General features: G+C 45.1%; 18 protein-coding genes. 5 read left to right on the plus strand and 13 right to left on the minus strand.

Features of this window, described 5'->3' with window-relative positions; genetic code table 11:
• The first annotated feature begins 34 nt into the window (after nt 1–34).
• Nucleotides 35–637 (plus strand): Uma2 family endonuclease, encoded by a 603-nt coding sequence (locus tag AAFP14_RS11940; RefSeq protein ID WP_341732508.1) that lies wholly within the window; start codon nt 35–37, stop codon nt 635–637.
• 9 nt (nt 638–646) lie between these two features.
• Here the strand turns inward: AAFP14_RS11940 and AAFP14_RS11945 are convergent, their stop codons facing one another.
• The 3 genes from AAFP14_RS11945 to AAFP14_RS11955 form a co-directional block, all read right to left on the minus strand.
• Entirely contained in the window at nt 647–1,414 is a 768-nt protein-coding gene (locus AAFP14_RS11945; protein ID WP_341732471.1) for a YebC/PmpR family DNA-binding transcriptional regulator, read from the minus strand.
• A 162-nt stretch (nt 1,415–1,576) separates the two neighbouring features.
• Entirely contained in the window at nt 1,577–2,215 is a 639-nt protein-coding gene (locus AAFP14_RS11950) for a histidine phosphatase family protein (protein ID WP_341732472.1), read from the minus strand.
• A gap of 106 nt (nt 2,216–2,321) precedes the next feature.
• Entirely contained in the window at nt 2,322–3,011 is a 690-nt protein-coding gene (locus AAFP14_RS11955; protein ID WP_341732473.1) for a class I SAM-dependent methyltransferase, read from the minus strand.
• 206 nt (nt 3,012–3,217) lie between these two features.
• On the opposite strand from AAFP14_RS11955, the gene AAFP14_RS11960 reads away from it, so the two are divergent.
• Nucleotides 3,218–5,047, plus strand: coding sequence for a polysaccharide biosynthesis/export family protein (locus AAFP14_RS11960; protein ID WP_341732474.1), 1,830 nt, complete (start codon nt 3,218–3,220; stop codon nt 5,045–5,047).
• A 390-nt stretch (nt 5,048–5,437) separates the two neighbouring features.
• On the opposite strand, the gene ndk is transcribed toward AAFP14_RS11960, so the two are convergent.
• The gene (gene ndk / locus AAFP14_RS11965) at nt 5,438–5,887 is read right to left on the minus strand and encodes a nucleoside-diphosphate kinase (protein WP_341732475.1); all 450 of its coding nucleotides are present in this window, start codon (nt 5,885–5,887) and stop codon (nt 5,438–5,440) included.
• A 300-nt stretch (nt 5,888–6,187) separates the two neighbouring features.
• Here ndk and AAFP14_RS11970 point away from each other — a divergent pair, with 300 nt between their 5' ends.
• Nucleotides 6,188–6,943, plus strand: coding sequence for a hypothetical protein (locus AAFP14_RS11970; RefSeq protein WP_341732476.1), 756 nt, complete (start codon nt 6,188–6,190; stop codon nt 6,941–6,943).
• A gap of 307 nt (nt 6,944–7,250) precedes the next feature.
• Here the strand turns inward: AAFP14_RS11970 and proB are convergent, their stop codons facing one another.
• From proB to AAFP14_RS12015, 9 genes are all read right to left on the minus strand, one after another.
• Nucleotides 7,251–8,360 (minus strand): glutamate 5-kinase, encoded by a 1,110-nt coding sequence (gene proB / locus AAFP14_RS11975; protein ID WP_341732477.1) that lies wholly within the window; start codon nt 8,358–8,360, stop codon nt 7,251–7,253.
• Nucleotides 8,361–8,634: 274 nt separating this feature from the next.
• The gene (locus AAFP14_RS11980; protein ID WP_341732478.1) at nt 8,635–9,156 is read right to left on the minus strand and encodes a YqeG family HAD IIIA-type phosphatase; all 522 of its coding nucleotides are present in this window, start codon (nt 9,154–9,156) and stop codon (nt 8,635–8,637) included.
• 167 nt (nt 9,157–9,323) lie between these two features.
• Nucleotides 9,324–10,448 (minus strand): endolytic transglycosylase MltG, encoded by a 1,125-nt coding sequence (mltG, locus tag AAFP14_RS11985; RefSeq protein ID WP_341732479.1) that lies wholly within the window; start codon nt 10,446–10,448, stop codon nt 9,324–9,326.
• 26 nt (nt 10,449–10,474) lie between these two features.
• The gene (locus tag AAFP14_RS11990) at nt 10,475–11,053 is read right to left on the minus strand and encodes a DUF3727 domain-containing protein (RefSeq protein WP_341732480.1); all 579 of its coding nucleotides are present in this window, start codon (nt 11,051–11,053) and stop codon (nt 10,475–10,477) included.
• A 169-nt stretch (nt 11,054–11,222) separates the two neighbouring features.
• Complete coding sequence (gene ruvX / locus AAFP14_RS11995; protein WP_341732481.1) at nt 11,223–11,660, minus strand: Holliday junction resolvase RuvX; 438 nt, start codon at nt 11,658–11,660, stop codon at nt 11,223–11,225.
• Nucleotides 11,661–11,815: 155 nt separating this feature from the next.
• Nucleotides 11,816–13,138 carry a GNAT family N-acetyltransferase gene (locus AAFP14_RS12000; protein ID WP_341732482.1) on the minus strand — a complete coding sequence of 441 codons (1,323 nt, stop codon included), beginning with the start codon at nt 13,136–13,138 and terminating at the stop codon, nt 11,816–11,818.
• Between the two features lie 184 nt (nt 13,139–13,322).
• Nucleotides 13,323–14,504: a F420-0:Gamma-glutamyl ligase gene (locus AAFP14_RS12005; protein WP_341732483.1), complete on the minus strand. Its 1,182-nt coding sequence runs from the start codon at nt 14,502–14,504 to the stop codon at nt 13,323–13,325.
• A 263-nt stretch (nt 14,505–14,767) separates the two neighbouring features.
• Nucleotides 14,768–15,868 carry a FliH/SctL family protein gene (locus AAFP14_RS12010; RefSeq protein WP_341732484.1) on the minus strand — a complete coding sequence of 367 codons (1,101 nt, stop codon included), beginning with the start codon at nt 15,866–15,868 and terminating at the stop codon, nt 14,768–14,770.
• 180 nt (nt 15,869–16,048) lie between these two features.
• Nucleotides 16,049–16,789 (minus strand): SIMPL domain-containing protein, encoded by a 741-nt coding sequence (locus AAFP14_RS12015; protein ID WP_341732485.1) that lies wholly within the window; start codon nt 16,787–16,789, stop codon nt 16,049–16,051.
• Between the two features lie 212 nt (nt 16,790–17,001).
• Here AAFP14_RS12015 and AAFP14_RS12020 point away from each other — a divergent pair, with 212 nt between their 5' ends.
• Together AAFP14_RS12020 and pcrA are read left to right on the plus strand one after the other, a co-directional pair.
• Nucleotides 17,002–17,385 (plus strand): YkvA family protein, encoded by a 384-nt coding sequence (locus AAFP14_RS12020; RefSeq protein ID WP_341732486.1) that lies wholly within the window; start codon nt 17,002–17,004, stop codon nt 17,383–17,385.
• Between the two features lie 84 nt (nt 17,386–17,469).
• On the plus strand, nt 17,470–19,839 hold the full coding sequence (pcrA, locus tag AAFP14_RS12025) for a DNA helicase PcrA (RefSeq protein WP_341732487.1): 2,370 nt from the start codon (nt 17,470–17,472) through the stop codon (nt 19,837–19,839).
• Nucleotides 19,840–19,887: the final 48 nt, after the last annotated feature.

Raw genomic sequence — 19,887 nt, forward strand, 5'->3', positions numbered from 1 at the left:
TTCTGTCACCCCTGCACCAAAAAAAGGAAAAACCATGACGACGCTGCTAATTCAAACCGAAAGCGTCCCACTGACGGTCAATTTCCCTGCGATCCAATCGATGACTGTTGAACAGTTCTCTGAATTCTGTATAGTTAATCGCGATTTGAGAATTGAGCGTACAGCCAGTGGGGAAGTTATCATTATGTCACCCGCCTTTTCAGATACAGGGAACCGCAACATTAAAATTGCTCAGCAACTTGCAAACTGGGCAGAAGAAGATGGCACAGGTGAAACGTTTGACTCCAGTGCAGGCTTTACCTTGCCGAATGGAGCAATCCGCTCCCCCGATGCCTCCTGGATTAAATTAGAGCGCTGGAATGCCTTAACTGAAGAACAAAAAGCCTCATTCGCACCGATTTGTCCAGACTTTGTGATTGAATTGCGGTCTGCTAGTGACACTCTCAAGGGATTGCAAAACAAGATGCAAGAATATATTGAGAACGGTGTATCGCTCGGCTTTTTGCTCGATCGCAAAAATAGAAAAGTCTACATCTACCGTCCCGATAGCGAACCTGAAATCTTGGATAATCCTGAAACAGTCAGCGCCGATCCAGAGTTACCGGGATTTGTCTTGCGGATGGCAAAAATCTGGTGATTGAGATCGTTAAACCATACTCAAAGACATCAATTCATCTGTCATTTCAAAATTAGCAGTCACACTTTGGACATCATCCAAATCTTCCAGTGCATCCATTAACTTCAAGAGCGATCGAGCTTTTTCAGCATTGTCTATTTCCACTATAATACTGGGAATCCAACGAATCTCTGACTGCAAAACTTGAAAACCTTTCTGTTTCAAAACCTCAGAAAGATTTTCCAAATTAGCCACAGTCGTAAACACCTCACCACCTTCCTCATCTTCATCAATAGATATCAACTCATAGGATTGAGCCTCGGCTTCTAGGGACGCTTCAAACAATTTTTCCTCATCAATAAAACCGCCTACCGTACAAACCCCTTTTTGGTCAAACATCCAGCCCACGCAGCCAGTTTCACCCAGATTCCCACCATTTTTTGTAAAAGCTTCCCGCAAGCCAGCCGCCGTGCGATTGCGATTGTCTGTCAGCGCTTCAATCAAAATAGCCACACCGCCAATACCGTAACCTTCGTAGCGGATAGCTTCTAATTCCGAACTCGCCCCAGACAAACCCGCACCTTTGGCGATCGCCCTTTCTATGTTTTCATTAGGAATACTCGCCGCCTTCGCTTTTTCAATAGCCGTTCGCAATTGAAAATTGCCCGCCGGATCTGACACACCGCTGCGGGCTGCGACAATAATTTCACGAGATATTCTAGCAAAAACCTTGCCTTTAACGGCATCAACTCTAGCTTTTTGGCGTTTAATATTCGCCCACTTACTATGTCCAGCCATACCGATTATGAATTGTCGATTTGATATTTTTTAAGAGACTTCTCAAGTAATTCTGGCAAGGTAGACATCCCGCCAACCCTGAACAGGCTTTTGAGGAGACATCTGATGAAATTGAACAATCTCAGCCTAATTTTAATACACAAGATTGTATAACTCTCAACTTTAATTAAACCGAATCATCACTTCTGTGTCGCTGAGATGAGAAGTATCACCATTAAGTTCGATCGACCATTCCCCCCCATCCCGTACCACTTTCACCAAACAACACAGAGAAGCATTAATTTCCGTTTCCAGACCCCCCGCCAGTCCGATCGCAGTCCCTAACACCGACGCACCATGACCTACTAACAGTATATCTTCAGGAAACTCAGCGACAAGGCGTCTAGCAGTTTCGCCAGCCCTTTTAAGACAAGCCTCCCCTGTTTCTGGATAATTTGCCATCCCACCTTTATAGGAAGCATCAATCCGAGGGAAACGCTCACATAAAGCCTCCACAGAAAGAGTTTCCGGCATTTCCGTCATCCATTCAGGATTCAGCCACTCGCACAATCCCCACTCTAATTTTAGCGACAAATCCAGGGCCCCGGCCACGTAGTTTGCCGTTTGGACGGTTCGCAGAAAAGGAGAAGTAAAAATGTGAGAAATGCCTTCACCTTTGAGGCGGTTAGCCAATTGTCTAGCTTGAATATGTCCATCTTCTGAAAGATAGGGATCGTAGCGGTGTTCTGCGGTGAGAAACCAGTCGGGGTTAACGAAGTCGATGCGGTTTCCGTGTCGTGCGATCCAGACTGTTTGTGGCATGAGTTGGTTTGAATTTGGCGAATGGTTTAACATTATATCAAATAGGATGCAGACTGAAGATAATTTGAGGAGTTTACGTCTAGACAATGTTCAACCGCCGAATACTCTAATTCGCCACACTCCATACTCGCAACAATTGATAGCCTCCCCTTTGAAACTCATAGGATACATCCTGAACTTCTACTTTATATCCTTGTCCTTTCAACTCTTCGATAATTGGCGCTAGGAAAGGAGAAGGTTCACCCGAAATTTTGATCACAGGAAAAATCCGCACTTCCCTAGCAGTACGACACATTTCGCGAATTGATTCCCGATGAAATTCTTCCGTAAAATGGTCGGAATAAGTAAACAAAAAATGACTGCATAGTGCCAAATCAAACTGACCATTCTCAAAAGGTAATATCGGCAATTCACCAGTTACATAACGGCGTTCCTGAATCCCTTGGGGCAAATCTTCCAAGAATTGCTGCATCGCCGCCATTCTCACTTCGCCCAATTTAGTTGGTGACTCGATATTTGTCCATAGGTAGTCATCTACATTGGCCCTGACTCCATCAATCACCCTTTGATATGTTTCCTGGATGCGTTCGGCAATTTCGGCCGCCGAAAACTCATAAACAGGATCGCAAGAAGTTACTTGATTACCTTGGCGAGTCATTTCTGCATTGAAGCTAGCTGGACCTCCAGCACAGTCAAGTATCTTTAACTTCCGGTCGGCCGATGTCAGGTGGAACATTCCGATATATTCGTCCAAGCAGCGACCCCAAGGAATCACTCGATCAAGCTTAAGTCCCACGTATTTTTGACTCGCAAATAAGAGTAGACGATCTGGATTTTACAGCAAAGTGAGGCTACACTGGATGTCAGTTGATTTGAGATTTTAGATTTGAGATGTTAGATTGACTCCCCAGATGAATGTGGAGCTTAAACTTTGGTCTAAAATTATAAACTAATTAACCGAATTGCGATCGCCCCGGAACAGACTGCCACCAGAAAAAAAATATGAAACATACCGTTAAAGGCGCTACCAGTCTTAGTTTATCGGCACTCGTGTTATTGAGCAGTTCACTACCCACTATCGCTCAGTTACCAGCCCTCAGACCCAGACCACCCATTCCTAACCCAAATCCAGTAAGACTACCGCCACCGCCACCTCTTCCTGGTGCTCGCGTCCCCCTGGGCAATTCCGGTTTACCCACCCAGGAATCACCTTATGTTTTAGGTTCGGGCGATCGCATTGCTTTAGATATTTTCGGTGTCCCTGAATTTAGCAAAGAATACCAAGTATTAGTTGACGGTACCCTCAATTTACCAATCATTCGTAGTGTATCAATTCAAGGGCTAACATTGCAACAAGCCGCCAGCGCCATTACCAGGCGATATGAACCCTTCATCAATGTGCCCGTTGTCACCGTAACTTTGATGGTTGCTAGACCCCTAAACATCGGGATTGCTGGAGAAATTACTCGTCCCGGTTCCTACAAGATTAATCCCTCCAGAGAAGGGGGAGGAGTCAAATTTCCCACTTTGATGGAAATGCTGCAACTTGCAAAAGGAGTCACATCCGCAGGAGATATGCGGGCCGTCCAAATCCGCCGCCCCCGCAGAGGGGGACCAGAGCAAGTTATTACTGTTAATTTGCAGGAATTTTTAGATACCGGAAATCTACAGCAAGACGTCACAATCCGAGATGGAGATACAATTTATATACCCACAGCCAGTGCTCTGAATACTCAAGAAGTACGTCAAAGAGCCAGTGCCAATTTTTCCGCTGATATTACTAAACCAATTGGTGTGGTCATTGTCGGCGAGGTAAGTCGCCCTGGACCTTATACTATATCTGCTGCTGATTTGCGATCGACCAACCAACAAACGGAACTCGGTTTTGTTAGCATCGAGCAACAGCAAGGAGCCGTGGTGGGTTTACCAACTATCACCAGAGCACTCAAAATTGCTGGCGGTATCACCACAGAAGCAGACATTCGCCGCGTGCAAATCCGCCGCCAAATCAGAGGAGGCAACGAACAAACTATCATGGTAAATCTCTGGGATTTGCTGCAAAAAGGTGATGCTACCCAAGATGTTTTGTTGCAAGAAGGGGATAGCGTTATTATCCCCACCGCAGCGAACGTAGACTTGACAGAAATTTCCCAAATTGGCAGTAGTAGTTTCTCTCCCAATGCCATTAGCATCAATATTGTAGGCGAAGTAGTCAGACCTGGAGCTTTGTTAGTTAAACCCAGTACATCTCTCCACCAAGCTTTGCTAACTGCTGGCAGTTTCAATCAATTGCGTGCCAAAAAAGACAAGGTGGAACTGCTACGTTTGAACGCCAATGGCACTGTTTCTCGCCGTACCATAGATGTTGACTTTGCCCAGGGTTTGAATCCAAACAATAATCCCACTCTCCGCAACAATGATGTGATTCTTGTAGCGCGATCGGGCTATACTAGGGTAGCAGATAATGTCAACAGTTTCTTGCAGCCCTTCACCGGAGTTGCAGGTGTCATCAACAGTGTTAGCGGAGTTTTGAGTGGTTTTCAAACAACTATCAACACTTTTCAGAACTTATTTTTAGGCGGAGATTTCGACCGACGCAATCAGCTTAGACAGATTCGCGAACAACGCCAAGATAGAGAACAGCAACGTGAAGACAGACAACTAGAAAGAGAGATACAACGTGAAGATAGATTACAGCAAGCAGAAGACAGAAGACTGCAACTTGAAGACAGACAGCGACAAATAGACTTGCAAAATCAACAACTTCAGATTCAACAACAGCAACTTCTCCTCCAAAACCAGCAGCCACAGGAAACTCAGTCTAATCCTTGATCTAGCGATCGCCTTGGCACTTGCTACAATTGAAAAATCCCATAGCCACAATATCAAATCCGGTAGCATGGGAATTATTCATCTCTGTTACCTCCCTCTGTGTTCTCTGCGTTCTCTGTGGTTAAATCACGATGCAACAGTCAACGAAAAAACCCAGAATTTTTCCCTAATTCTGGGTTTTTTCGATCGTAAAATAGGTGGGTTAAATAACCTTTTATGACTGTATTAAACTCTCTCTTCTCGAACTTCGCGTCCTTAGCGCCTTCGCGGTTAAATCACCTGACGATACAACCGGAATTGATATCACCCCCGGAATTAGCCAACAGTCTACTTCCCTCGCCGAATAATCTCAGATCATCTCCCGATTCATCAATCGGGAGAATCTCAAAACTACTCCACAATCCAAGGAGTTAAACAAGGTTTCCAATCACTCAATTCTTCATCCTTGAACCAGAGACTAATTTCCTGATTGGCAGTTTCCACAGCATCCGAACCGTGAATAATATTGCGGCCGACATTCACAGCAAAATCACCACGAATTGTCCCCGGTTCCGCATTCAGAGGATTCGTTGCGCCAATGATTTTTCTCGCCGACGCCACAACACCATCGCCTTCCCACACCATCGCCACCATTGGGCCAGAAGTGATGAAGTTTACCAATCCTTCAAAAAATGGTCTTTCTTTGTGGACACCGTAATGCTGTTCGGCTAATTCGCGAGTCGCCACGATCAGCTTCATGCCAACTAGCGTAAAGCCTTTGGCCTCAAAACGACCGATAATTTCGCCAACGAGTCCGCGCTGTACGCCATCGGGCTTAATCGCTAAAAAAGTGCGTTCCAAGCTGAGCTCCTAAAATTTTCTTAACTGATCCAAAAAATAGATTAACCCAGAACGTACCCAAAGGCAATTGAGGAAATGGCAAATTGTCCTTTGCTACCATGGCAACGCTACTAGGGAAGGGTTTCCTCAAACACACCATCGATGGGTTCTGCACCCTATGATGCAAATCACAATTTTTCCTGATGTACAATACCAATATCTATGATGACCAGCACTGTTATCTATGCTTTTGACATAGATAATAGAACTAGGCATTAACCGTATATTGAAAACAGCGATCGCACAACAAAGGCTATAAAGATGAAAGAGATTGTAGCATTCATTGAACACAAAAAGCAAGAATTTGTGAAATTGCCGTTGTTTGAATTTCTAACTAATAAAAGTATCCACCCTAATCAAAGGCTAATTTTTGCACCTGTACTCGATCCTTTGGCAGTGGGATTGAGTGATTTAAACAAGTACGTCCTCCGAGATTCTGCAAGTAATAACAAAGTTCAGGAACTGATCAACAAATATACTTACAAAGAAAATTACTACTGGCACGGCTATCTGGAATACTTGGAGGCACTGGGATTCAACCAATCCATGAGTTACGGAGACTTTAGACTGCTTTGGGGTGAAGAAACGAAAAAAACTCGATCGCTCTGTGCTACCTTGGAACGCTACGCTTTTGAAGCATCTCCTCTGCAAAAAATTGTGTTAGTGGAAGTTCTCGAAGCAACGGCGACAGTTTTCTTTGAGGCTGCCCTAGAAGTGGTAATGGAATTACAGAAAATCACAAAAAAAGAATATGTCTATTTTGGAGGTGGTTATGTGCGTTTGGAAAATCATCACATTTTAAATACGCCAGAAATGTTGCAATTACTTCAAGAAATCAAACTGACTGAGTGGGAAAAACAACAAGCTTTAGAATTAGCTGACAAAGTATTTGAATTATTTACAGACGCGATGAACGAATTATTTAGACACACGAAAACCAATTCTTGCAATACGGTGCTGCAAGTGGCTTCCTTTGTGGGATTAGATTCCTCCATCGACTGTTTGGATTTTTTGTGATAACAGGAGATCCGGTTCCCCTCCAGGGAGGGGCTAGGGGTCAGGGCTGTTTCATTCTCACCAAAAAAAGGGTTTTGTAGGGGTAGCGCCCCCGTGCCTACCCTCTTCATCCACGATTTTGTATGTGTTTGGTGAGGTTGGGGCGGGCACTCACAGGCACCGCCCCTACAAGAGAATGAAACAGCCCTGGGCTAGGGGTGGGTATTATTCCCTATCATCCTTTTTTGAAAATCAAACAGCCCGTCCCAAGTGGGGAAGAAAGAAGAGGATGCAGATTTTTTCCGTTAAAAGTATCTTCGTAAAATAGCTAAACAATGACTAGATTATCTCTGTGAACCACAGTTTCTACTCCTGGATAGCCTAAAATTTCCGCAATTTTATCTGACTTGCAGCCCTGAATTTGTCTCAATTCTAAACTATGATAATTCACCAGTCCCCTGGCAATTTCTTTGCCTTCTGTGTCGCATAATCGGACGGCATCTTCTGCTTGAAATTCTCCTTCTATTTGCGAAATTCCCGCAGCTAGCAGCGATTTTCCACTTTGAGTAATCGCGTTGACAGCACCCGCATCTAAGTACAGTTTCCCCACAGGAATTAGCACGTTGGCTATCCAATGTTTCCTCGCGTTTACAGGGCGCGGTTGAGGCTCGAATTGGGTACCGATGGACTCTCCGTTGATGATTTTTTCAATGTTGGCGGGGAAGCAGCCGTCGGTGATGACGGTACGGACTCCTGATGCTGTGGCGATTCTGGCTGCTTCAATTTTTGTCACCATTCCGCCGGTGCCCCAACCGCTGCGGGAATCTCCGGTTTGTACCTGAAATTCTGTGAGCTGTGCCATACTTTGGACTAGGGCTATAGGTTGGGCGTCGGGATTGCTGCGGGGATCGGCGGAATAAAGTCGATCGACATCTGTGAGCACGAATAACCAATCTGCTTCGACTAAGCTGGCTACTAATGCTGAAAGCGTATCGTTATCGCCAAATTTTAGTTCATCTACAGCTACAGTATCGTTTTCGTTGACAATCGGAATCACCCCTAATCGCAACAGTTGCCCAAAGGTATTGGAAGCATTAACATAACTACTACGCTGCACTAAATCGTGGCGTGTTAGTAAAACTTGGGCGATCGGCTGTTGTAGAGTAGTAAACAAGTCATCGTACACCCGCATCAGTCGCCCTTGTCCTACGGCGGCTACAGCTTGTTTGAGAGCGATATTTCGCGGGCGTTCTGTCAATCCCAAGCGCGCGCAGCCAACTCCAACGGCACCGGAAGAAACCAAAACGACTTGATACCCTTGTTGACGCAAATTTGCCAAAACCTCTACTAATGCAGCAATGGTTGAAAGGGCTAAGTTTCCTGTAGTCGATCGAGTGAGTGTAGAAGTTCCTATTTTAACAACAATAGTTTGAGTCATTTGTTATTGGTTGTTTGTTATTTGTTATTTGTTATTGGTTGTTTGTTATTAGTTGTTTGTTATTTGTTATTTGCTGTTTGTTGTTTTTTATTGGTTATTGGTGCTGCCAGCCAGCGAGGCGTCGAAGGGTTATTGGTTGTTGCTCATTGGGAGCAAATAACAAATAACCAACGACTACCGTTATACTCCGCGAGTTTTTAATCGCCAGCCCCGCCCCTAAAAAAACACAAAAAAAACAACAAGTAACAAATAACTAATAACAAATAACTAATGACTAATCTTTAGTTTTCAGAGATGCGCCCAAAGCTTGAGAAACCCAAACTTCAAAAGAGCGTACCGGATATTTCCTCACCGCATCCCCAGCATCTACCATGGGTTCTACTAAAATAGTGAACATACCCAAACGATTGCCTGCTAAAACATCGGTAAAAAGTCGATCGCCCACCATCGCCACCTGTCCCACGGGCAAATCCATCGCATCCAGTGCTCTGCGTAATTTGCGACGCGAGGGTTTAGCAGCACCAGTGATGTATGGTAGATTCAAAGAATCCGCTATTCGACCAATCCGATTTTGACTTAAATTATTACTGGCCAACCATAGGGATACCACGGGCTTAATCTCTTTTACCCACAAACTGAGTTCGGGAGAAGCATTTGATGCTGTGATAGGGACGAGAGTTTCATCCACATCTAACACTAATCCTTTTATGTGATATTTCTGAAGAATATCAGCCGTTAAATTCACGACAGCAGTGCCAAGAACTAAATCGGGCTGTAGTAGTTTACCCCAAGACATAATTATTTTAGATTTTAGATTTTAAATTTTAGATTTGGAATTGGGCATTGGGTCTTGGTTATTGAGAATGTATTACTTGTTATTTATTCCTGCTTTTTTGTTGGTGATAATTACCCATTACCAATGACCCATTACCAATTACCAATTACCCATTGTCTCCTATTCTGCTATTGCCCCGATCGCACTTTTTGGTCAATTTGAGCCACAGCAGCATCGTGTTCCGCCTGAGTGCGGCTGAAAATGTGAGTGCCGTCATACCGCGCCATAAAATACAAATATTCCGTATTTTCAGGAGCCAGAGTCGCTTCCAGACTCGCGATTCCCGGAGCTGCGATCGGAGTTGGTGGTAGTCCTGCGTTTATATAAGTATTGTAAGGAGAAGGCGTTTCTACCTGCTTAAAAGTCAGAGGCTTTTCCTTAGTTTGCCTGATGCCCAGAGCATATTCAACAGTCGGATCGGAACCCAACGGCATACCCTTTTTCAGACGGTTGTTGAATACCCCAGAAATGCGGTTGCGCTCACTGGCAACCACAGCTTCTTTTTCCACAATACTCGCCAAAGTGACCCACTCTTTCAAATCCAGCTTAGTATTTTTCTGATTTTTTTGATAGACCGGCAGAGCCACCTGCTCGAAACGGCTGAGCATTTGCTTAATCACAGCTTCTGGGGTGATAGCATCCCCGTCTAGCTGATAAGTATCCGGGTACAAAAAACCTTCCAAATGAGGCAAACCGCTCGGTAGCCAAGGGTATTGAGCGTAGGGAACTTGAGTCACCACCGCCATAAAATTCTTAGCTGGGAAAAAACCTTGTGCTTCAAAATAAGCGCTCATTTGTGTGAGCGACCAACCTTCGGGAATCGTGAAACTTTGCTGTACAACTTCACCTTTCCAAATTTTGTCAGCCACAGCGCTCAGTGGCTGAGTGGGTGACAGTTGGTAAGTCCCTGCTTTAAAACCTCCCTCCCGGTTTTGCAGAGTCAACCAGCGGGCCCACATATTCCATGCAGAGGCCGATCTAATTAACCCCGCAGCTTCCAAATCTCGTCCGATTTGTTGGCTAGAAGTACCTTCGGGAATTTGGATAGAAACAGCATTTGTGACTGCTGGGGTCGTTGACTCAGCAGCTAGTTTAGCAGGGGCGGAAGCCCAGCTCCACCAAGCCCAGCCCTGCCAAGCGCACACGCCCCAAACCGCCGGGAGTAACGCCAGGTAAAACAACCATTTAGAAACTTGCGGAGTACCTTTTCGACCCTCGCGCGCGCTGCTTTTTGTCAGTTGTTCTCGATCCATAGTCCCTTCTGCCTTCAATTTAAGATCTAATCAAGCTCGTCAAAGAACTGGTCTTCTAGCATGGGTAACATAGGTTCCAGTCTTTCAAACTCTTCTTCCGAGAGCAATTCTGGCTGACCGTCATCATTCATTCTAGCTAAGATAAAGAACGGGTCGAGAGGCGTATAAATAGCATATTCCTGCTCTTCGTGATAGAAGCTGGTCAACCACATCAATTCCTCAAAATCTGACTCCTGCTCTGGATCGGCATCTGGCTCGGCATCCTCGTCGGGAAAATCTGGCAATTCGCCAATTACCGTCAGAGTCACAGCCGTGCGCCGGAGTGTTAAGTTCTGCTCTTGCAGGACAACTCTAGCGGTATCAAAAATTTTGTCAATTTCGGTCTCGTCTTCTACGGGAACTGCTGCTTCGTCGCTTGTTTCGTCTCCGTTCCAAGTAAAAATTTCTACTGGTGAGTCAATGGGAAGCAGTAAAGCGTATTCTTGACCTTCTAAGTCCATAGAATATTCTATGTTGCAAGTCAGCGATCGCCCAACTTCGTCAGTCAGGGTGACGGAAACTGCGTCGGATTTGCTATTCTGTTTGCGGTATGGGGATGAGGACATCGCGTGTATCTTATTTTCCTTCTTCAGTACCGAGTTTACTGGGAAATTTTCGGCCGTGCGTCAACGGTTACAGGTGTGCGTAGCAAACTTGCACAACTAGGATATCACGGCTTTGTTAAGCTGCTGCGAAATTGCTAATGAGGCCAAGGCCATGGGGCCATCGATCTGCCTATGCTTGCCTTCTGTCGTCTAGCCAGCGCTGTAATATTAGGGCTGCGGCTTTGCGATCGATCAAACCTTTGTTTTGCGAGGGCGAAATTCCTTGTGCTTGGATGAGTTCCTCTGCGTGAACAGAAGTCAAGCGCTCATCCACGTATTCTAGAGGCAGTTCTAAGGCTCTGGCGATGCGAGTGGCATATTTCTGTACCTGTCGGGCTTGGGGGCCTACGTCTCCGCTCAGGGAGTAGGGCAAGCCTGACACCAAAATTTGCACATTCCGCTCTTGGACGAGCTGTCTGATGTAAGCTACGTCTCGATCGAAGGAGGAGCGCACTAGAGTTGTAATACCCGTAGCGATTAAACCAGTGCCATCACACCCGGCGATGCCGACTCGTTTGAGTCCGATATCTAGTCCTAGTGCTGAAATCCACAATTTTTGGTCTGACATGATCGATTGATTTGAGAGTTAGTTAGTCCTCCCAAAATTCTTGTTTAACGAACCGCGAAGACGCGAAGGACGCTAAGAAATCAGAGAAGGGAGAAGGGAAGAAAGCAGGAAGTAATTGATTTTTTTTTCTACTTTCTGCTTTCAAATATTAATTATTAACTTTTTTCTGGCGAGTCTCCGTCTTGAGGCAATTCTGGGAATTTTACAGGTATGATGCTGCTGTTATCTGTTGCTGCTGATTCAGAGTTTTGAAAGTTCAAGGGGTTAATTTGATTGCCTTGGTTGTTTCCTGAGTCTGTCAACAGGGGTTTAATCTCTGAGGATGGGGCGCCGGCTGGTTCGGCTGCGATCGGTCCTAGCCACGACATCCTACCGGGTACGGGTTTGCGAGTTGGCTGGAAGCTTTGCAGCATTTCTGATAGCTGGAGTCCTTCGAGTGAGACCAATTTGGACTCGCGTAATTTGTGCCATACCGATCGCGACATCAGCAAACTGTGTTCCACACGCACGGCTCCAAATTGCTCTAAATAAGCTTCTCGTTCGGGTTGATAATCAGCGGAAGCTAGGTTTAGGCTTTGTACTGGAAAATCTTGGACGAGGCGGGCCATTTGGGATAGCAGTTCTGGGTAGAGCCAGGTGTAGGCTGGGTGTACGGTCAATTGGGCGACGTGAGGCTCGTTACCGCTGCGGGATAGCTGCACTTGAAAGTAGCCGATCGCAGCTTTCCGCTGTGGTTCAAATACGTAAGCACTGACTACTTCTGTTTTTGCTAACCACTGTCTGACACCTTCGATCAAAGCACCTAAAAAACTGGTTTTGAAGTCTTGAATGTGGCGATCGAATACTTGCCGCACTTGCGGTGGCATGGATGCGGTATCTAGTTGATAAAGTAACTGAGCGTCGGCATTGCTCACCGGCAGCAGGTTGGGCAAATCTGGGGTAGAAATGGCCATTTCTTGAAGACGTTCTGGGCCGATCGTCCAATAGGTCATCTGGGCCAAAGGTTGAAACCCATTTTGCCGATACAAAGCCAGGGCAGATTTGTCGCCCACATTCACTTCCAGCAGCCATGTTCTAGCCTCCCACACTGCCTCGAAGCAGTGTCGCAGTAGCATGGAACCAATTCCTTTGCTACGGGCTTCTGAGTCTACGCCGATGCGATCGATCCGCCAAGTGCTGCGGGTGCGGTTGAAGGGAGAAATCTGAATTACGCCCTTAACAATACCCTCTTCTTCAGCAACATGAGCCCTAAACAGCGACTGAAAAGGGTTAGGAAACAGGCTTAAAATCTTTAGGAGTCCGTACCAACGGCGAAGTTGGTGCAACTTGCGGTTCAATACCAAGTCTGGGCTTGCGCCCTTGGGGTTTTCTGCCTCGTCGGTTGTTTCCGCGCAAAGTTGTTCCATCGCCTCTATGTCGCGATATTGAAAGGGGCGAATCGCAACCTGGTTTTGGTTTGGGGAATGGAGTGAAGTCATAGCACGAAAGTGGGGAATAGAAAATTAAAAATTAAAAATTAAAACTTTCCAAAGGGGAAGAATTAAGGAAATTTTGAGTTTTGAATTCATTGCTGATAACTCAAAAATTTTCTCTTCTCTTCCCTTCTTCCTTGGATTAAAAATTAAAAATTTCTTTTTTAATTTTTAATTTTTAATTTTTAACTCAAGATTGCTTTGGCATGGGTCGAATTACAACCACCGGTGTGCGCTCATCTGCATTGCCTGCGGGGTTGCTACGCAAGGCTTGCTCTAAAAATGTTACCGATAAATCGGAGGTCGCTGCTAATATCTTAACTGCTTTCAAGTCATTAGCGTCTACGATCGCCGCGGCAAGTCCGGTTTCTCGTTGAATTTCTTCTACAACTTGCTGGGGATTGTCCGGTCCAAGCACGATAAATTGGTCAAAGGGAGGTAATGTGCCCGTAACATCGTCAATCAGTCTAGCTTGTTCCCCTGCTAGTTGGTAGAAGACTCCCGGTTTACCCAATACTTTAGCTACAGCGCCGATCGCAAATGCTGCAACAACCCGCCAAGGCCCGACTACATCCACCAAAGTCTGCATCCCACAGGCTGTAGCCAAACTCGATGTGGGTAAGAAAAACAAGCAAACTCGCTTAGCCGCCCATCCGGGTTTGACTTCGCTGGGATGGCGGTAACGTCCCTGCATCAAAGCTAAGGGAGTTTCTGCTAGGGCGACAATATCTCCTTTCTGGGCGCGGGGAAGCACGTAACGCTTGACAATTTCGACAGGATTGTCTACTTCTGTCAGGATGTGGGTGCGAATTGGCAAAACTTCTGCAACTCCGACATTACGCGCATTGGGTACTGTCTCGGAGTTGGGAAATTGCAGCGGTACTACGACGTGGCGGACTTTCGGGATGCGGCCGCCTGGGCCGTAGGTGGTGAAATGTACTTGCACCCAAGCTGACTGTAGCTTGCTTAAATCTTGTCCGTGAATGTCTATGGAGACTTTGATTTTTGTCGATTTTTGGGCTTTGACTATGTAGCCGAACCAGTAATCGTCGGCTCTAGCTGATGCGTCTTTGTGGCAAGGAATCACCTTTGTCTTGGAAGTCACATCATCCAAACTGCCATCTGAGATCAGTTTCACCTCTGCACGCACTTCCGGCAACATAATCTCAAACCGCTGTGTGAGGTTGCGGAACTCCATTTCCCCTACTAACAGGTAGTGGTTGGCTTCGTTTATGGCTAAGTGCCATTCTCCGGCTGTGAGTTCTAGTTTATTTCCACGGGGAAGCAGGCGATAGTTCAACTCCAGGCCTAGCCCGCCTAATGCTAGCAGCGAACCTGCTGCTGCGATTCCTGTTGCTAAAGTTTCAATCACTCTAATCACCGCTAATAATAATTTCTGTTTACTGTAGTCGATCTCGGTTACTTCGATCGCCGATCCGGTAGTAATTGAAGTTCTGGGGATTGTTGGGGCCGCTGGGCTATCTGTGGCGAGGTTGGGGATGGGATGTGCGATCGGGCTTTAACAAAATCAACTAAATGTTAGAATTCCGACAAAGTTCTTCAACAGATTTCATTGGTAGATAAAGCTTCATCGGGTAGCCATAAATTCTACCCGAACAGGTCTTATCCCGGTTTTTATCCCAACCTTGCTCTCAATTCATCCGCCGATAATCGAGGCAATTGTTCTACAAAAAATGTCAATTCATCCACAGGAAATGCTAATAAATTGGTAAGGGCTGTAGGCAGAAGCTCGCCCAACTCACTTTGGCGCATTTTTAAGACATTTTCGGCTAATAGTCTGACCGCTTGTTGTCTTCCTGCTTCATCGACTGTCAGCATCGATATTGCCAGCAACAGTACCGTAAATTCCGCAGCCTGCAACTTGGATATTGCAGATAAAAAAGCAGTCATTTTTGAATTAATTTCTCCAAATCGCCCTCGCAGAAAATTTTCTAAAATCAAGCGTTGTTGTGCTTGTCTACCTTGTTCAATTCCTTGTTCAATTCCTTGTTCAATTCCTTGTTGTTGTGCGGCTTCTAACTGTTCTCGAAAAAGTGATGGAATCGCCATAATTAACTCCCGCTCTTCTGGCTGTAACTCCTGTTGGGTATCTGTTACTAAGTTTGACTGTAACTGATACAACAATTCTAGCGCGATAATCCGTAACGGATCGTCTGTTGCTAAACTGCTCAACTGGGCGATCGCCCGTTGCTGCACTTTCCCTTTGCCCAAAATCCTCAGCCACAGGGTTTCTGGGGTTTCTGGCAATTGGTGGATCGCTACAATTGCCGATTTTAAATGCCTTGGTAAAAAATAAACTCCCTCGCTCCAATGCTCAGGGTTTGGTATCGCACAAAAACCCTCCACCAATCCTTTCGATGCTGTAGGTGTCAAAATCCACAGTCTCGGTAACTGAGCATCGTCATAGCGAGTATTTTCTCTTCTGGCTTGCCGCTCCAATTCACCTCGTAAATCCCATAACTTACTCATGCAGCTAATCACTTCGCCGACAGTTACGGGATTGCGAAACGGTTCAAAAATTGCCGTCGTCTCAGCCATTTTTCCCAACAATCCTAAAGTTGCTGAATATTCAGGAATTACAGCGTTGGGAGTGAAATAAACATCTATTTCTCGCACTTCTGCTGTAACATCGCGCCCGATATTTACCGTTCCGATAGGAGACAGCAGTTCTGTCAACAATTCTTTGGCAAAGCGATCGTGTATAAATCGCGTCATAAAAATTTAGTTGGATATTTACTGATTTAATTTTATCAGGTTATTAGGATATTTCACTTATTTTATATGATAAAAACTAGACAGACATAAGAAACTAAATCACCTAGAAACCCGACTATTTTAAAAAGTCGGGTTTCTAACAGATCTCGCATTTTAAGTTCAATTAGAATGCAGCCCCCATCAATAACTAATTTGCAAAGTCACCGATGCTTCAATCTGTTGTTCCCCTCCCACCACGGGTGTTGTAGCCTCAGCAGCAACACCACGAGTACCCGCCAATTGCCGATACATAGGAGGCGGCGCGGAAGCACCATTAACTTGAATATTCACAATTTCTCCCCGCTTGAGATTCAGCGCGCTTAAGACTGCATCAGCTTGCGATTTAGCGTCTTGAGTTGCTGTTTTGAGGGCTTGTTTTCGAGCAGATTCGATCGCACTTTCGACAGCCACAAAACTCACACCATCAATGCGCGTGGCCCCGGCATTCACTGCATCATCGAGCAAAGTTCCGGCAGATTGAGTATTAATCCGAAAAGTGACGGTATTCGTCGCTGTATAGCCAGTCAAGCGCTGCTGATTGTTTTCGTAGCTGTAGCTGGGATTGAGGGTGATGCCGGTGGTTTCGAGTTTTTCGACTTGGCGCGATCGCAGTAACTCTACCACAGCAGACGATCGCCTCGCCGCTTCCTGTTGCACCTCGGCCGCCGTTTTTCCCTGCACCTCAACACCCAAACGAACTTGAGTCTGTGTAGTCGGAATTACTTCGATCCCCCGCCCAGTAACTGTTAGCGTTCTCAGCCGCTGTTCTTGAGCCCTTGCCTCGCCCAATCCAGTGAAACTAACGAGAGTTAAGGTTAAACATAAAGCTGTTAGCAGACTGCGGAAATTTATGCGATCGCCAGAACGTAAAATAGGATTCATAAACTTGAATATCCTCACATACAATAGATGGTATAATCTTATGTTGCAATAGAAATTTTGAGACATCCGCACGGTTACACTTTTAGAAACTTAAATTAATAGGGAATGGGGAATGGGGAATTGGGAATTGGGAATGGGGAATGGGGAATTGGGAATTGGGAATTGGGAATTGGGAATTGGGAATTGGGAATTGAGCGTAGAGTCATTAATATATGCAATCATTAAAACAACTTGCTAGAAAATTCAAAAAAGAAACTTACGCTATTTATTTAGCCAGTATTGACCCCAGAGTGCCTTGGTATGCGAGAATGTTAGCGGGTGTTACGGTTGCCTATGCCTTCAGCCCGATCGACTTAATTCCCGATTTCATACCAATTTTGGGCTATTTAGACGATTTAATCATTGTCCCTTTGGGGATTTGGCTAGTAATCAAAATGATTCCGCCACAGGTTTTAGCCGAGTGTCGAGAACAAGCCGCCACACAAATCAAGCGAGGGACACCCACAAATCAAGTCGCTGCTGTCGTAATTGTCGCCATCTGGATTGGATTCGGAATATTAGCTGCAATTTGCCTCAAACAAATATTTAAACGTTAAAAAAATAGGATATTCTGAAGCACTAAAACGATTACTTTAGGTGTATTTTCCTTCTTCCTTCTTCCTTCTTCCTTCTTCCTTCTTATGACTCAAACTACCGACTTTCTGAACACTCTCAACTCATCTCAACGTCAAGCAGTCGTGCACTATAACGGGCCAATGTTAGTAGTAGCCGGGGCCGGTTCTGGCAAAACGCGGGCGCTGACTTACCGAGTTGCTAATTTAATTCGCACCAATCGAGTCAATCCTGAAAATATTCTGGCGGTGACATTTACCAATAAAGCAGCCAGAGAGATGAAAGAAAGAATTGAGAAACTGCTAGCCACTCAACAAGCTGAAGCTGAATATGGCTTACCTTTGGAAGAGTTAGCACCCGATGTGCAAACTAGATTGCGATCGCAAATTTATCGTAACATTACCAAACACATTTGGATGGGAACTTTCCACTCTCTGTGCGGCCGGATTCTTCGCTATGACATTGAAAAATATCAAGACGAAAAAGGCAGACAATGGAAACGCAATTTTTCAATTTTTGACGAATCTGATGCTCAAAGTCTGGTCAAACAAATTGTCACCAAAACTCTCAACCTCGATGACAAGAAATTTGACCCTCGCAAAGTACGATACGCGATTAGCAACGCTAAAAACAAAGGTTGGTCCCCCCAAGAATACCAGTTAGCAGAACCGGATTATAGAGGTCGCGTAATTGCTGATGTTTACACTCGTTACCAAGATGCTTTAGCAGCCAATAATGCTTTAGATTTTGACGATTTAATCCTAGTCCCTGTGCAACTTTTGCGCCAAAATGAGCAAGTATTAAATTATTGGCATCAAAAGTTTTGTCATATTTTAGTTGATGAATACCAAGATACTAACCGGACTCAATCTGATTTAATTCGGCTTTTGGTGACAAATAATGCCGACCCGAAAAACTTCGATAAATGGCAAAATCGCTCTATTTTTATAGTCGGTGATGTCGATCAATCAATCTACAGTTTTCGCATGGCAGATTATACCATATTGCTGGAATTTCAAGAAGATTTTGGGGATGGTTTGTCTGATGCAAAAACTAAGACTATGGTAAAATTAGAAGAGAATTATCGATCGCGCTCGAATATCCTAGAAGTGGCAAACCACTTAATTCAAAACAATACCGAACGCATCGACAAAGTTCTGCGGGCCACTCGCGAACCAGGAGCACCGATTACGATTTGGCGCGCTGACAATGAAATAGATGAAGCAGAATTTGTGGCTGGTCAAATTCAAACCTTGAAGCGTCAGAATTCGGAGTTTGAACAAGGGAGTAATTTTGCGATTCTGTACCGCACTAACGCTCAATCTCGCTCCTTTGAAGAAGCCTTAATGCGTTTAGATATTCCCTACAATATTGTCGGCGGTTTGAAGTTTTACGATCGCAAGGAAATCAAAGACATCCTAGCATACCTGCGAACCCTTGCCAATCCTGACGACAGCGTGAGCCTCAAACGCATCATTAATACTCCCCGGCGCGGTATTGGCGATACTACATTTGGGAAAATCGAAGATGCTGCAACTCAATTGGGTATTCCGCTGTGGGAAATCCTCAAGAATGAGTCTGATGTGAATACCATCGCAGGGCGATCGGCAAAAGCTATGATTAAGTTTGCCACAATGATTTCCCATTGGCAATCGCAAGTTGAAACCCTGCCTGCTTCGCAAATTGTTCAAGGAATTATCGAAGATTCTGGTTATATTCAAGACCTCAAAAATCAAGGAACCGAAGAAGCCGAAAATCGCATCGAAAACGTCCAAGAATTGTACAACGCAGTGCTGCAATTTGAAGAACAAAACGAAGAAGCCAGCCTCACAGCATTTTTGTCAAAAGTATCCTTAGCTTCAGATTTAGACGACTTACAAGAAGAAGATTCCCGCGTGTCGCTGATGACGCTACACTCTGCCAAAGGGTTAGAATTTCCCGTAGTATTTCTAGTCGGAATGGAACAAGGTTTATTTCCCAATTTCCGCAGTTTAGATGATCCCAGAGCCATAGAAGAAGAACGGCGTTTGTGTTATGTTGGGATCACTCGCGCTCGCGAACTACTCTTTTTAACTCACACTCGCGAACGTCGCCTGTGGGGAGGTTTCCGGGAACATTGTACTCCTTCGCTATTTTTAGGGGAATTGCCACGAGAGTTTATCGCTGGAAGTGCGGGGAAAACTAAGGCTGGAAAAACTGCTGCTTCCCCTGGTAAAACCAATAGTTCAGCATCGAATTCCCGGCGTTCTCAACAGAGTAAAAATTTACAATTGGTAGATTGGAAAGCGGGGGATCGAGTTGTTCATCCTGCTTTTGGGCTGGGAGAAATTACTCATGTTTTGGGGGATGGAGAGAAGGTTAATTTGGCTATTAAGTTTTCGGGTTTGGGTCGAAAAATTATCGATCCCAGGAGTGCTAAGTTGCAGCGGTTGGATTAGTTTTTGAGGATTTTTTTAACCACAGAGAGCGCAGAGGGCGCAGAGAGT

The organism is Microcoleus sp. EPA2 (genome assembly GCA_020882975.1).
GTDB lineage: Bacteria > Cyanobacteriota > Cyanobacteriia > Cyanobacteriales > Microcoleaceae > Microcoleus.